Here is a 13,534-nt window from a genome sequence, read left to right on the forward strand (position 1 = left end):
CTATCCACGGCTGACCCGGCGCAAGCGTTCGGAGGGTGTTACCACGTCGGTCAGGCGGATACCGAACTTGTCGTTCACCACCACCACTTCGCCCTGGGCAATGAGGTAGCCGTTCACCAGCACGTCCATGGGCTCTCCGGCCAGGGCGTCCAGCTCGACGACGGAACCCTGAGCGAGCTGAAGAATGTATTTGATGGGGACTTTGGTGCGCCCCAGCTCCACGGAGAGCTGGACCGGGATGTCCAGCACCATGTTGATGTCGTTGGCTGTTCCGTCTCCGCCGCTTCCGCCGCCAGAGAACGGCCGCACAGGATCGCCGGATAGCGGCCCGCCCTGCTCGGCGGCGTCGGGTTTTTCATCGGTGCGCTTTTGCTCTTCCAGCGCTTCGGCCCAGCCCGCGAACGGGTCTTCTGCGCCGGCGTCCTTGTTGTCTTCTTCAGTTGACATTTTTCTCTCCAAGCCAGCTCATGTCTGCGTTGCGCAGGCACTCTTCAATGCGAATGGCGTATTTTGAATTGTGGGTTCCGTACTGGCATTCGAAGATCGGAACCCCTCCGATCGATGCGCGAATGCGCGGCTCGCGGTCCAACTCGATGAAGTCGCCAGGCTTCATAGCCAACAGCTGCTCCACCGTGGCGTCGGCGCGGGCCAACTCGGCCACCAGGGTCACCTCGGCGGCCTGGATTTCGCGCGTCAAAACGCGCACCCAGCGGCGGTCCACCTCGATGGAGTCGCCCTGCGTCGACGAATAGAGCACGTCGCGGATCGGTTCCAGCGTGGCGTAGGGCATGCAGATGTGGATGGCGCCGGACAGGTCGCCAATCTCCAGCTGGAAGGCGGTGGACACCACAATCTCGCTGGGGGTTGCGATGTTGGCAAACTGCGGCTGCATTTCCGAGCGCTGGTATTCCAGCTCCAGCGGATAAATGCCTTGCCAAGCTTTTTTGTACTCCGCGCAGATCACGTCCACCAGGCGGTTGATGACACGCTGCTCGGTGGGCGAAAAGTCACGCCCTTCGATGCGGGTCTGGAACTTGCCGACTCCACCGTACAGCGTGTCGATGATGCCGAACACCAGCGACGGCTCGCACACGATCAAACCGCTGCCGCGCAGGGGACGGATGGCCACGATGTTGAAGTTGGTGGGGACCGCCAGTTCACGCAGGAAGGCGCTGTAACGCTGCACAGACACGGTGCCCACCGATATCTCGGGGCTGCGCCGGATGAAGTTGAACAGGCCGATGCGGAAATTGCGCGCGAACCGCTCGTTGACGATTTCCATCGTCGGCATGCGTCCGCGGACGATGCGCTCCTGGCTGGAAATGTCGTAGTTGCGTACCGAGCCCGCCTCCGCCACCTCTTCAACGGACTTCTGGCTCTCGCCTGTAACGCCCTCCAGAAGGGCATCGACCTCTTCCTGCGAAAGAAATGAATCACTCATGACGGATCCTTGCCGGGGTCACTGGATGATGAAACTGGAAAAGAGCACGCGGTGCACCGGGTTTCGCGGCTCCGCACGCCGGCGCGCGGGCCGGTCCTCGTCCTCATCCTCTTCGTTCTCCGCCGCCGCTGCGCGGGCACGCGCGCGTTCGGACGGCACCGAATAGCCCAACGGGCGCGAGACTTCTCGCAGGATGTCGTTTGCCAACTTTTCCTTGCCTTCGCGCTGCAGCAGTTCGCTGGATGTGCGCTGCGAAATCAGCATGAGGATGCCGCTGCGAATGGTGGGCAGGTAGAGTTTGACCTGCTCTGATGTTTTGGCATCGGCAAGCTCCAGCGTGATGCCGATCTGGGCAAATCGGTCGCCCCCGGGATCCGCCAGGTTGACGACCATGTTTTCCATGGCAAGGAAGGTGGGTGCAACCTTGGGGGCCTCTTTGCGCGCAGCCGCAGCGCCGCCTCCCTCCTCGTCATCGCCATGCGACCGGGTCATGAACCATGCCGCACCGCCGCCACCCACTACCAGCAGCAACACCACGCCGATGATGATCACAAGCATTTTTTTGCTTTTGGCCGGAGCCGCTGCGGGGGTATTGGCTGACACGATGCAGTTTCCTTGCGGTAGGGAGCAGGCCCCGCCTGCGCAAACAGCACGCAAGCCAAGCCGGTTGCTCCATTATTGGCCGGGGTGGCGACCAATAATAGCCAGAATAAAAGCCCAAAACCACGGTAGTCCGCGCGCTTCTGGTGCACCACTCAGCTTCGGCACCCCGCAGCTCTGGTACCCCTCAGACCACGCAGGCCCGCCATAGCCGAAGCAACCGAGGATTCATCGCATCGGCTCAGCGAACCGGGCCAGCCATCGGCACCCGCCCTCGGCCACCCCGCCTTACACGAAAATGTCGACCGTGCCGTCCCTTGCTACGCCCTCACGCGCGGCAGCCGCATTGCCCGCTGCAGAGGCCGACGACACCACCTGTGCCTGCCGGCCACCTTCGCGCTGGCGCTGCTGCCCGGCCTCCCCTGCGCCACCACCGTCGCGCGCAGATGTCCCCACCGACATGCCCGACAGCACCAGGCCTTCGCTGCGCAACAGCTCGCTCAGTTGCGACATGCTGCGGTCAAGCAGTTCGCGGGTTTCCGCCTGATCACTGCGAAAGGTCACATGGGCCTCATTGCCGGACAAACTCACGGAAACCTCCACCGGCTGGCCCTCCCGCTGCAGCGTCAGTTCTGCATTCTGGGTTTTCTGGTTCACCCAGTACGTCACTTGTTCTGCGACCTGGTCTTCAGCGGCCGCCTGGGCAGGGTCTCCAAACACGGCCGCGGCGTCCACGCCTTCCATCTCCTGCGTGTGTGGTCCTTCCACTCCGGCCATCCAGGTGCCTGCGCCCGGTCCACCGTCTGCAGACCTGCCTCCACCCTGCGCATGGCCCCCTTGCGCCGTGGCCCCGGTCGCCAGGCCTGCAATAGCCTGTGCCCCAGACTCGATCGAGGATGGCGCGCTGGGCATTGCGCCTGCGGGGCGGTCCTGGGTTTGGCCCGCCGACTGCGCGGCGGCCCACGCCGCACCATCGCCACCGAAAGGGTTGGATGCAGCCGCCTGATGCGCAACAGCAGCGGGATGGACTGCAGACGCCGCTCCCGCACGTGCCGACGCGGTCGCATCGGACGGTCCGGCGCCCATGACTGTTCCGCGCTGCGCCAATGCACTCTGCATGCGAGAGAGGATCCTTCCATAACCGGCAACGGGTCCTTGCAACCCCGCTGCCTGGGTGTCTGCGGCCCCGTCCAGCTGTGCCGTTTCCGCCACCAGGCCTTGGCGCTGACCTTGCCCACCCGTCAACGCGCCGGACCACCTTGACACCACGGCTCCTTCGTCCCCCGAAAGCGCCGCCGCGGTCCGCGACTGGGAGACTGCGCCATCGCTTGGCGGTACCCATCCATGCCATGCCGCCATGGCGGCCGCGTCCAAAACCTCGGAGGCATCATCGGATGGCAAGGCCAGATACCCATCGCTTGCTTCCGAGGAGCCCGCCAGCGCACCGCCCGGCTCGCCTCCCGCACCTGCGCCGGTCATCGGCGCTCCCTCAAGCGCCGCCAGCAGTGCGAGGAAGCCGCCGGGCGCCGCCGCCCCCGCGGCATCGCTGCCCTGGCGCGGGTTGCGCGTGGCCTGTGGCGCGTGCGCATTACCGGTGGAAGAAATTCTGGCCTGTTCCATTGCTCAATACTCCTGGCTGGCGGCGCCCTGCAACGCGTTGCGATATTGCAAGGCCGCCCGTTCATCGGTTTGTTTCTGATCTCTGCGCATTTGCTGCAGTGTCAGCTCCTGGCGGCGTTTTTCCAGCACTTTGCGCAGGCTGGCCAGGCGAAGCTCGGCGTCCAGCAGGGCCTGCCGGGCTCCATCCACCCGGTTTGCGTGCTCACCCACCACGTTGCCTTGCAGACTGGCGGCGTGGCCCAGCCTGTTCATGAACTGGTAGTGGTGGTACATCACCTCGGGCTGCCGCACCGTATCGGCCTTGGTGCCCCAGCGGGCCTCGGTTTCGCGGGCGTAGCCCTCCAGCTGGTCCAGCTGGTCCCGCGCAGCCTGCTGGGCAGCCTGCGTGTCCTGCAGCACCTTGCGGGCTTCATCACGCTTGCGGCTGGCCACTTCGACGGCAACCATGAGAGCGTTGAGGTTGGACATGGTGATGACGTCCTGCCAACCGTTAGTGCGCCAGGGCAGCGCCCATGGCCGCAATGCTCTGGTCCATGGAGGCGGCTTCGAACATGTCCTGCTGCAGGAACTCGGCCATCTGTGGCTGCAGGCGGATGGCCTCGTCCAGCGCCGGGTCGGAGCCACTCATGTAGGCGCCCACCTGGACCAGGTCGCGGCTCTTCTGGTAGCGCGAGTAAACCGCGCGAAACCGCCGGGCCAGCTCAAAATGCGCGCGCGGAATCACGTTGTGCATCACGCGCGATGCGGACTGCTCGATGTCGATAGCCGGAAAATGCCCGGTTTCCGCCAGCGCGCGGGACAGGACGATGTGCCCGTCCAGAATGGCGCGCGCCGCATCGGCGATCGGGTCTTGCTGGTCATCACCTTCTGACAGCACCGTGTAGAAGGCAGTGATTGAGCCCACGCCATGCAGCCCGTTGCCGCTGCGTTCCACCAACTTGGGCAGCTTGGCAAAACACGAGGGTGGATAGCCCTTGGTGGCAGGCGGCTCGCCAATGGCCAGCGCGATCTCGCGCTGTGCCATCGCGTAGCGTGTGAGCGAATCCATGAGCAACAGCACGTGCTTGCCCTTGTCGCGGAAGTGTTCGGCCGCGGCCGTGGCGTAGGCCGCGCCCTGCATGCGCAGCAACGGGGGTGCATCTGCCGGCGCCGCCACCACCACGGAGCGGGCCCGTCCTTCGGCCCCGAGGATGTCTTCCACGAACTCTTTGACCTCGCGGCCCCGCTCGCCGATGAGCCCCACCACGATCACGTCGGCGCGCGTGTAGCGGGCCATCATGCCGAGCAGCACGCTTTTGCCCACACCCGAGCCGGCAAACAGCCCCAGGCGCTGGCCACGGCCTACGGTGAGCAGTGCGTTGATGGCCCGCACGCCCGTGTCCAGCGATTCACGCACGGGGTCGCGGTCCATGGCGTTGATCTGGCGGCGGTCCATGGGCTCTGACACCACATCCTGTACCGGCCCGCCATGGTCCAGTGGAAAGCCCTGCGCATCCACCACGCGGCCCAGCAGCCCATCGCCCATAGGCAGCCGCAGCACACCGGCGCGCTGCACAGGGCGGGACGCCTCACCCAGCCGGGGCACAGATACATACGGCGCCGCGGGCACGACGCTGGCGCCACTGGAGAGCCCATGGATGTCACCCGCCGGCATCAGAAAAGCTCTGTCCCCAGAAAATCCCACCACCTCGGACAGCACTGGCGCGTGCCCCGGCATCTGCACCAGGCACTGCGAGCCCACGGGCACGCGGATGCCTGCAGCCTCCAGTACCAAGCCGGTCAACCGGGTCAGTGTGCCGCGGGTTTCCAACGGGGCACGCTCGGCCATCCGCTCGCGCGCGTCTTCCATGAAACGCGTCCATGCAGAGGGGGTTTCAACGGTCATCGTCGCCCTCCTCGGCCCAGGGCGATTGCAGGCCCAGGGCGGCAATGGCGCGCTGCCACCGCTTGTCCAGGCTGCCGTCCACCACCATGCCTGCAGATTCCACCAAGCAACCGCCCGCCGGCACTGCGGCATCGGCGAGCCACTGGATTGCGGGACCATCGATCTCGTCGCGCAAGGGCTGTTCCATCACCTCCAGGTCTGCGGGGTTGAGGCGCACGGTGGCTGGCCGCCCCTCCGTCACGACCATGCCCACAGCCTCGCGCACCACGGGTTGCAGTGCGTTGGGATTGACCGACAGTTCCTGGCGCACCACATGGCGCGCGATGTCGCAGGCAAGCTCCAGCATTTGTTGGGCCATTTGCTGCTGCATGTCGATCAGGCTGGCGTCCAGCGTCTGGAAGACTTGCTGCATGCGCGTGGCGGCTTCGCGGCCCTGGTTGGCGATGTATTCGTCCAGTCGGCGCTGCCACTCCAGCGCCGTCTCGGCCTGCCCTTGGGCAAAGCCCTCGGCGTACGCATCGTCGCAGGCCTGCTGCAGCATTGCCTGCTGGGCGGCCTCGTCGATCTCGACAGGCAGCGCCTCAGCCACGGGTTCCGGTTCGGGCTCCGGCTCGGGCTCGGAGCCATCCACAGCGCTGAACTTCCACTGCGTGAAGTCGCCGACCTCTTCGCTGGGGATGAAGCGCGAGTACGAGCGCTGGTTAGACGAAGGCATCATCACCGCCGCCTCCGATCACGATCTGGCCTTCGTCGGACAGGCGACGCACCGTCTTGAGGATTTCCTTCTGCTGCGCTTCAACTTCGGACAGGCGCATGGGTCCGCGCGATTCGAGGTCTTCGCGCAGCGCTTCGGCGGCACGGGAGGACATGTTGGACAAGAATTTTTCCCGCAGGTCGGGGACAGCGCCCTTGAGCGCAACGATGAGCGTCTCGGACGCCACTTCCTTGAGCACCGTCTGGATGGCCTTGTCGTCGAGCTTGAGCACGTCTTCGAACACGAACATCTTGTCCATGATTTTCTGCGCCAGGTCGGGGTCGTAGCCGCGGATCGACTCCAGCACCACAGCATCCATGTTGCCGCCCAGCATGTTGATGATTTCGGCAGCTGCCTTGACGCCACCCAGCGAGCTCTTGCGGATCTTGTCGCCGCCTGCGAGCACCTTGAAAAGCACTTCGTTGAGGTCCTTGAGCGCTGTGGGCTGGATGCCTTCGAGCGTTGCCACGCGCAGCAGGATCTCGCTGCGCTGGCGGTCAGTCAGGTGCATCAGGATGCCGGAGGCCTGGTCGCTGTCTAGGTGCACCAAGATGGCAGCCACGATCTGCGGATGCTCGTTGCGCAACAGCTCGGCCACCGACAGCGGGTCCATCCACTTCAGGCTCTCGATGCCCGACACATCGCCGCCCTGCAGGATACGGTCTATCAGCAGCCCCGCCTTGTCGTCACCCAGTGCGCGCTTGAGCACAGCCCGCACGTAATTGCCGGTGTCGGACACCAGCAGACTTTGCGCCGCGGCGGCGTTGGAGAACTTGTTGATGACCTGATCCACCTTTTCGCGCGAGACGGACCGCATGCGTGCAATGGTCTCGCCCAACTTCTGCACCTCCTTGGGCGAGAAATGCTTGAAGACCTCGGCCGCCTCTTCTTCGCCGAGGGACATCAGCATGATGGCTGCGTCGTTGAGTCCTTGGTCGTCCATAACAATGGTCCCTGGAATCGGTGGTCAGACGGGGTCGCCGTTCAGCCAGGTCTTCAGAATGTTGGCCACGGCCACGGGGTTTTCCTTGGCCAGTACGCGCGCTTCTTCCAGCCTCAGCTGCTCCGGCGTGGCCGGCAGGGCCTCGTCCTTCTTGCCGCCCGGGCCCGGCAGCGCGGGGCGCTCCAGCGCTTCGGCCTCCAGGGCATCCACTTGGCCGCCAGCCACAGGAACGGCTTCGGCCTTGGCGGGCTTGGGCGACTTGAGTGCGGGGCGCACCAGCCCCAGCAGCACCAAGGCGGCAAACAGCACCGCGCCCACAGGCCAGGCAAAGCTCTTGGCCAGCTCGATCGCCTCCGGCTGCTTCCACAGGGGCACGTCGCTCACGGCAGCGGTAGTCACTTGGAAAGGCGTGTTCATCAGATTGACCGAGTCGCCGCGCTCGCGGTTGAAGCCAATGGTTTCGCGCACGAGCGCCGTCATTTGCTCAAGCTGCTCAGCCGTTAGCGCCTTGGGCACCAGCTTGCCCTTTTCCTCGGTGGACTGGTAGTTGACCACCACAGCGGCGCTCAGGCGCTTGACGGCGCCCGTGCTGCCACGGGTCACACGCACGGTCTTGTCTACCTCGTAGTTGGTGGTGGACTCGCGCTTGCTGTTTTGCTCTTCCGTGCCCTGCGTGCCGCCCGCATTGGGCGCCGGGTTGGCACCGTTGATGGGCGCAGCCGATGGGGCTGGCGGCTGGTTGGCCACCGCGCCGGGCACCCCGGTGGCCGTCTTGTTGGCGCTGCCGCGGCTTTCCAGCACCTGCTGGCTGCGGATGGCTCCGGAGTCGGGCGTCTGGTTGGGACGGAACTGCTCGGACGTGGAATCGGTCTGCGTGAAATCCACCTCGGCCGTCACCTGCGCCTTGACGTTGTCGCGGCCCACCACGGGCTCCAGGATTTCCATAATCCGGCGCGTGTACTGCTGCTCGATCTGCTGCACATACAAAAACTGCTGCGCATTGACCTCCGCACCCGATGTGTTGTCCGGCGACTGCGAAAGCAGCTTGCCGGTGTCGTCCAGCACGCTTACGGCGGAAGGAGACAGCTCGGGCACGCTCGACGCAACCAGATGCACAATCCCCGCGAGCTGGGCGCGGTCCAGGATGCGGCCGGGGTGCAGGCTGACCAGCACCGAGGCCGAGGGCTTTTGCTGCTCGCGGAAAAACCCGTTCTGATTCGGCAGCGCCAGATGCACGCGCGCACCCTGCACGGACGACAGCGCCTGGATGGAGCGGGTCAGCTCACCCTCCAGTCCGCGCTGGAAGTTCAGCCGCTCCTGGAACTGCGTCATGCCGAACTTGCTGTTCTCCATCAATTCGAACCCGGTCACCGAGCCCTTGGGCAGGCCCTGTGTTGCCAGGCGCAACCGCACGTCATGTACCCGGTCGGCAGGAATCAGGATGGCGCCACCACCGTCGGCGTGCTTATACGGCACGTTCATCTGCGAGAGCTGGGCGACGATGGCGCCGCCATCCTTGTCGCTCAGGTTGGCAAACAGCACGCGGTAGTCGGGCTGGCGGCCCAGCACAATGGCCGCAAGTGCCACCGCCACCAGCAACACCACGCCCACGCCCAGACGCATGCGCTGCGCGCGGTCAAGGGAAGACAGCCGCTGCAGCCAGTTAGGGCTGGCGGGCGGTGTGGGGGCAAGAGGGATTTCAGCAACTGCAGACATCGTGCTTTCCAAAAAAGGACGGGCCTGGCGACAGACCAAAGCGTGGGGTCGATTATTCGGTCACGCTTCCAAAATGTTCGCTGGATAAGCCGCGCGTTTGGCCATCAATTCAGAGCGATGGGCGCGGGCGCGCTGGCTAGGATACGCAGCATACCCCCATTCCCCGACGGATACAGCCATGGACCTCCGCATCTCAAGCTCTACCGCCCCCTTGCAGGGCGCCGGCCTGGCGCGCCGTGCCGCTGCTGCCGCACCGCAAAACGACGTCAACGAAGTGGGATTCTCCAGCGCCCTCAAGGGCGCGCTGCAGTCCGTCAGCGCGGCCCAGAACCGCTCCGGCGACCTGCAAAAGGAAGTGCAGATGGAAAATCCCTCCGTCAGCCTGGAGGAAACCATGGTCGCCATGCAAAAAGCCCAGATCGGCTTCCAGGCAACGCTGCATGTGCGCAACCGCATGGTTCAGGCCTATACCGACATCATGAACATGCAGGTGTGAGCGGCAAGCACTATCAATTTGATAGCTACCAGCGCTTGAATACAAATGCATTCATTCGGAATGTCAGCGCAAAGCCTCAGATAGATTGCGCTAGCAGCTATCATTTTTAAGCACCAACAAGAAAGCCCCGCGTCGCGGGGCTTTCTTGTTTTACTTCTGGCGCCGCTTGTTGCGGCCCTCACCCAGCCCTAGGCCGAGGGAAGATAGGCTTGAACTCAGTGCATCATCTGCGGCTGGCCGTCGAACATGTGCTCGAACTGAGTCAGCCACGGCTCCGCCAGACAGCGGATCTGGGCGTCGTTGCGCAGGATGCGCTGCATGATGCGGGTCTTCTCGCGTCTGTGTTCCGGCAGCAGCTCCTGCTCCTGCGACTTGTAGCGCAGCTGCTCGATCAGGACAGCGCAGGCACCTTCGTAGCGCACTACACCATCCCAGTCCTTCAGCCGCGCAGCCTCAAGCATCTTGGCGCTGCTGTCTTCGATGGCTTTGTAGAAATCGATCAATTGGCTCTCCATGATGATCACACCCCCACCTTGGCAGAGGGCGCCCAGCCACTCGCGCCGCCAGAGCCGCCAATGGCAGCCCAGCTCTGGGCAACGGGCTCGATCAAGGCCACCACCTCTTCGAGCGGCGCCACGTCGTTGCGCAGGTTAGCGAGGGTCAGACGGGTTACGCAGTATTCGTACAAGGCACGTAAGTTGACGGCGATCTCGCCACCCTGAGCCGGATTGAGCGCCCCCTTGAGGCCCTCTTCCAAAATGCGGACCGACTTGCCGATAAGGCGCCCTTTGGCCTCCATCTCGCCCCGCTGCATGGCGCCGCGGGCCTCGTTAAGCGACTGCAGCAGGCCGTCGAAAAGCATCTGTATCAGCTGATGGGGGTTGGCGCCATCAACACCAGATTGCACGCCCACCTGGCGGTAGGCATTGGCTGCACGGGAACTGACGGGGGTGTACATGGCCTTCATTCCTTCTGACTACTTACCTTTTGTTTTCGGCAGTAGCGGCGCAAACTCAAGCGGAATTCAAACGAAATTTCACTCACCCCCGGCATCAGCCACCCGACTTGTTCCACGACGCAACCTGCTGGCTGATATAGCTGCTCAACGAGGTCAACGATGCCATCTTGGTGTCGAGGGCCGTATATTGCGCTCTTAAGCGCTTCTCCACCAGAGCAGCCCGGTCGTTGACCTTGTCTTGCTCAGCAGTATTGCGCTTGACGGCGGCGTTGAGCGCGTCCGCCTTATTGTTCATCAGCCCGTCAAGAGCCAGCAACCCGGATGTGAAACTCTTGAACTGCACGCCGATGCCCCCGCCAGCACCAGCGGTGGCAGGATTGGCAAACAACTCTTTGAGCGATGCGGGGTCTTTGAGGGCCGTGTCCAGCTTGGTGTTGTCCACCGCCAGCTTGCCGCCCCGCTCCATGGCAATGCCGACATCCGCCAGTCGCTGGAAGGCACCCGAGCCACCAGCCGCCCCCATGGTCAGCATGCGCAATGCCCCTTGTAGCCCCACGGCAGTGCTGTCCCCCTGCAAAATTCCCGCCACCTTGGTTTCTGCGTCGTAGCTGGTAGAGGTGCTAAGCAGATCGTTGACCGCGTTGTAGGCCGCAACGAAGTCCTGGATGTTCTTCTTCATGGCCGCGGTGTCGGGCGCCACCCGCATGTTGACTTCGTCCGTGGTGACCTTGGACACGGTAATGCTCAACCCTGGAATGGTGTCAGCAAACGTGTTGGTAGACGAAGAAATGTCAATGCCATTGAGTTTGGCGAGCGAGTTCTGACCATATTGAACGGTGTTGGCTGCCATGCCAGCACCGGGCGCATTTTGCGGGTCGAAGCTCAACGCCGACAGTCCGGGGGAGCCCGGATCCTCCGTCACCTGGATACGGAACCCTGACTCTTCGCCCGTTTTGGTCGAGCGGACCAAAAGCCTCTCACCCGTCGCGTCGCGCATGACCGTTGCCGTCACCCCGCCGTTGGCATCGTTGATTTTGGACGCGATGGTACTCAAGGAGTCAGTGGCACCCACAGTGACCGCGAGAGGCGAATCTGTACCCGGCGTGAACTGTGGAGGAGGCGTGGTGTGCAGCCAAGACCCCAGCTGGATAGTCAAGGTGCCACCACCCACAGCCGTGTCTTTCGGCACTGCGGAAGAAGCAACCGATTGGGCCCGCGCCAGCTGCTGCACGCTGATCCCCATGGTGGTGGCACTGGCAATACCTGTCACCGTGGCAGACACAGCTTCGCTGTTGGACGACGTGATCGACATCCCGTTCCAGGAACCATCACGCGTGAGCTTGGCCGCCGCATCCCCCAGCGTGGACATGAGCGATTTGATCTGTGAATAAGTGGAAAGCCGCGTCTGGATAGACGAGGCCTGAGTCTGCAACAGAGTAAGCGGGCGCTTTTCCAGGGCCACCATTTGCGAGACGATGCTGTTGACATCCAGCCCGCTGCCGATACCGATCGATGAAATGGCCATGTCGCTCTCCTTGGCATGCCCGTGAATGGGGCGTTGCAAAAAACTACACGATTCTTGCAAAAACCGGCCTCGTGTAAAAGCCGGAAAAGCGGCGAGGGGTGCCACCCCATCGCCGCTTTGGCAGGCCCGAAACTTGCCGGGCCTTGATCGCCTGCTCCGATTAACGCAGCAGCGACAGCACTTGCTGAGGCAGTTGGTTGCTCTGCGCCACCATCGCCACACCGGCCTGCTGCAGGATCTGTGTACGCGACAGGTTCGCCGTTTCCTTAGCAAAGTCAGCATCCACGATACGGCCGCGGGATGCGGAGAGGTTCTCAGCCTGGATGTCGATGTTGTTCACCGAGTTCTCGAAGCGGCTTTGCAAAGCACCAAGGTCAGCGCGGGCGGAGTTCACTTGATCGATGGCATCGTCAATCTTCTTGAGGGCCACCCAAGCATCTTTCTGCGTGTCCACCTTCAGCGTTTGGATACCCTTGATGTCGTCGCCCGTCGCAGCGGCCAGATTGTGGGTTCCGTCAAATCCCGTGCTAGCCGCCGTGAACCCCGTCATCGTTACCGTTTCAGGCGTTACACCGTCAGCCTGAAGCTTGGAAGACATGAACTCCAGCTTGTAAGTGCCGTCATCATTCTTCGTCATGAAGGCTGTCACACCTGTGTCTGCGGACTTGTTGTTGATGGCGGATACAACGTCACCCAGCCGCTGAACGCCCGAGCTGGCAGCGCGGATACCACCCAGGTCAATCGCGGAGCCGGAACCGACTGTGATAGACAGCGTGCCTGCATCGATCTTGGTGGCGAAACTGGTCACTGTTGCGTCGCTGGCATCTACCGAGGCCACCGAACCTGTCGAATAGTTGATGCTGGCCAGACCGCTGGCACGCGAATCGGTCAAAGCGCCCACCGTGATGTTGTCACCGGCATTGGCACCCACCTGGAACAAGGCACCAGCGAAAGAGCCGTCCAGAATCTTGGTGCCGTTGAAGCTGGTCTGCTTGGCCACTCGGTCGATTTCGTCTGTTAGTTGCTTCACTTCAGCTTGCAGGGCTTCACGGTCGCTCTTGCTGTTGGTGGCGTTGCTGGCCTGCACCGCCAGTTCCCGCATGCGCTGCAGCATGTCGCCCACTTTGCCCAAAGCGCCTTCGGCCGTCTGCGCCAGCGAGATGCCATCGTTGGCATTGCGAGCTGCCACACCCAGGCCACGGACTTGGGTATTCATACGCTCGGCGATGGCCAGGCCGGCGGCGTCGTCCTTGGCGCTGTTCACGCGCAGGCCCGACGACAGCCGTTGCATGGACGTGGCCAGCGAGCCCGCCGAAAGCCCCAAGTTGCGCTGCGCGTTCATCGAGGGGAGGTTGGTATTGATGGTAGAGGCCATTTGAAATGCTCCTTGGTAACTAAATTCCGGCTAAACCGCCGATCAAAACGCCAGCACATGCCAGCAGCCAAGACCGGGGCGGCAGTAACGTGAACCCATCCATCGCTTGCCGGTCAACAAATTCGCTCGAACCTGTTGGTTTGGTTATCGGGCAGGCCTGCCAGAAACTTGAGCACATGTAACAAAAAAATTTACTTTTCCCTGTGAGTCCGACTGGAACC

Annotated in this window: 14 protein-coding genes; 1 reads left to right on the forward strand and 13 read right to left on the reverse strand. The window is 63.2% G+C overall.

Annotated elements, in window-relative coordinates; all coding sequences use genetic code 11:
• From fliN to fliF, 9 genes are all read right to left on the reverse strand, one after another.
• Complete coding sequence (gene fliN / locus ACK4HJ_RS17680; RefSeq protein WP_409833993.1) at positions 1-447, reverse strand: flagellar motor switch protein FliN; 447 nt, start codon at positions 445-447, stop codon at positions 1-3.
• A complete protein-coding gene (gene fliM, locus ACK4HJ_RS17685; RefSeq protein ID WP_409833995.1) occupies positions 437-1,441 on the reverse strand; it encodes a flagellar motor switch protein FliM in 1,005 nt (334 codons plus the stop codon). Before fliM ends, fliN begins: the two co-directional genes overlap by 11 nt.
• 18 nt (positions 1,442-1,459) lie before the next feature.
• Entirely contained in the window at positions 1,460-2,044 is a 585-nt protein-coding gene (gene fliL / locus ACK4HJ_RS17690; RefSeq protein WP_409833997.1) for a flagellar basal body-associated protein FliL, read from the reverse strand.
• A 285-nt stretch (positions 2,045-2,329) separates the two neighbouring features.
• A complete protein-coding gene (locus tag ACK4HJ_RS17695; RefSeq protein ID WP_409833999.1) occupies positions 2,330-2,809 on the reverse strand; it encodes a flagellar hook-length control protein FliK in 480 nt (159 codons plus the stop codon).
• 855 nt (positions 2,810-3,664) lie between these two features.
• Complete coding sequence (gene fliJ, locus ACK4HJ_RS17700; protein WP_409834001.1) at positions 3,665-4,129, reverse strand: flagellar export protein FliJ; 465 nt, start codon at positions 4,127-4,129, stop codon at positions 3,665-3,667.
• A 22-nt stretch (positions 4,130-4,151) separates the two neighbouring features.
• On the reverse strand, positions 4,152-5,546 hold the full coding sequence (gene fliI, locus ACK4HJ_RS17705; RefSeq protein WP_409834002.1) for a flagellar protein export ATPase FliI: 1,395 nt from the start codon (positions 5,544-5,546) through the stop codon (positions 4,152-4,154).
• Positions 5,536-6,264, reverse strand: coding sequence for a FliH/SctL family protein (locus ACK4HJ_RS17710; protein ID WP_409834004.1), 729 nt, complete (start codon positions 6,262-6,264; stop codon positions 5,536-5,538). The genes fliI and ACK4HJ_RS17710 overlap by 11 nt, the downstream gene beginning before the upstream one ends.
• On the reverse strand, positions 6,248-7,243 hold the full coding sequence (fliG, locus tag ACK4HJ_RS17715) for a flagellar motor switch protein FliG (RefSeq protein WP_409834006.1): 996 nt from the start codon (positions 7,241-7,243) through the stop codon (positions 6,248-6,250). The genes ACK4HJ_RS17710 and fliG overlap by 17 nt, the downstream gene beginning before the upstream one ends.
• A gap of 24 nt (positions 7,244-7,267) precedes the next feature.
• Complete coding sequence (fliF, locus tag ACK4HJ_RS17720; protein ID WP_409834008.1) at positions 7,268-8,959, reverse strand: flagellar basal-body MS-ring/collar protein FliF; 1,692 nt, start codon at positions 8,957-8,959, stop codon at positions 7,268-7,270.
• 178 nt (positions 8,960-9,137) lie between these two features.
• Between fliF and fliE the strand changes: the two genes are divergently transcribed.
• Positions 9,138-9,455 carry a flagellar hook-basal body complex protein FliE gene (fliE, locus tag ACK4HJ_RS17725; protein WP_409834011.1) on the forward strand — a complete coding sequence of 106 codons (318 nt, stop codon included), beginning with the start codon at positions 9,138-9,140 and terminating at the stop codon, positions 9,453-9,455.
• A 215-nt stretch (positions 9,456-9,670) separates the two neighbouring features.
• Here fliE and ACK4HJ_RS17730 read toward each other — a convergent pair whose 3' ends face one another.
• The 4 genes from ACK4HJ_RS17730 to ACK4HJ_RS17745 form a co-directional block, all read right to left on the reverse strand.
• Positions 9,671-9,970, reverse strand: coding sequence for a flagellar protein FliT (locus ACK4HJ_RS17730; protein WP_409834115.1), 300 nt, complete (start codon positions 9,968-9,970; stop codon positions 9,671-9,673).
• Positions 9,971-9,975: 5 nt separating this feature from the next.
• Positions 9,976-10,413: a flagellar export chaperone FliS gene (gene fliS, locus ACK4HJ_RS17735; protein WP_409834013.1), complete on the reverse strand. Its 438-nt coding sequence runs from the start codon at positions 10,411-10,413 to the stop codon at positions 9,976-9,978.
• Positions 10,414-10,507: 94 nt separating this feature from the next.
• Entirely contained in the window at positions 10,508-11,938 is a 1,431-nt protein-coding gene (fliD, locus tag ACK4HJ_RS17740) for a flagellar filament capping protein FliD (RefSeq protein WP_409834015.1), read from the reverse strand.
• 160 nt (positions 11,939-12,098) lie between these two features.
• Positions 12,099-13,313: a flagellin gene (locus tag ACK4HJ_RS17745; RefSeq protein ID WP_409834017.1), complete on the reverse strand. Its 1,215-nt coding sequence runs from the start codon at positions 13,311-13,313 to the stop codon at positions 12,099-12,101.
• Between the last annotated feature and the right edge of the window lie 221 nt (positions 13,314-13,534).

The sequence above is a fragment of the Acidovorax sp. genome (genome assembly GCF_046294525.1).
Taxonomy (GTDB): Bacteria; Pseudomonadota; Gammaproteobacteria; order Burkholderiales; family Burkholderiaceae_C; genus Acidovorax.

Bases quoted from the DNA above. Each gene is read 5' to 3' on its own strand.
- fliN (WP_409833993.1), bottom strand. From the start codon at position 447: ATGTCAACTGAAGAAGACAACAAGGACGCCGGCGCAGAAGACCCGTTC.
- fliM (WP_409833995.1), bottom strand. From the start codon at position 1,441: ATGAGTGATTCATTTCTTTCGCAGGAAGAGGTCGATGCCCTTCTGGAG.
- fliJ (WP_409834001.1), bottom strand. From the start codon at position 4,129: ATGTCCAACCTCAACGCTCTCATGGTTGCCGTCGAAGTGGCCAGCCGC.
- fliI (WP_409834002.1), bottom strand. From the start codon at position 5,546: ATGACCGTTGAAACCCCCTCTGCATGGACGCGTTTCATGGAAGACGCG.
- ACK4HJ_RS17710 (WP_409834004.1), bottom strand. From the start codon at position 6,264: ATGATGCCTTCGTCTAACCAGCGCTCGTACTCGCGCTTCATCCCCAGC.
- fliG (WP_409834006.1), bottom strand. From the start codon at position 7,243: ATGGACGACCAAGGACTCAACGACGCAGCCATCATGCTGATGTCCCTC.
- fliF (WP_409834008.1), bottom strand. From the start codon at position 8,959: ATGTCTGCAGTTGCTGAAATCCCTCTTGCCCCCACACCGCCCGCCAGC.
- fliE (WP_409834011.1), top strand. From the start codon at position 9,138: ATGGACCTCCGCATCTCAAGCTCTACCGCCCCCTTGCAGGGCGCCGGC.
- ACK4HJ_RS17730 (WP_409834115.1), bottom strand. From the start codon at position 9,970: ATGGAGAGCCAATTGATCGATTTCTACAAAGCCATCGAAGACAGCAGC.
- fliS (WP_409834013.1), bottom strand. From the start codon at position 10,413: ATGTACACCCCCGTCAGTTCCCGTGCAGCCAATGCCTACCGCCAGGTG.
- fliD (WP_409834015.1), bottom strand. From the start codon at position 11,938: ATGGCCATTTCATCGATCGGTATCGGCAGCGGGCTGGATGTCAACAGC.
- ACK4HJ_RS17745 (WP_409834017.1), bottom strand. From the start codon at position 13,313: ATGGCCTCTACCATCAATACCAACCTCCCCTCGATGAACGCGCAGCGC.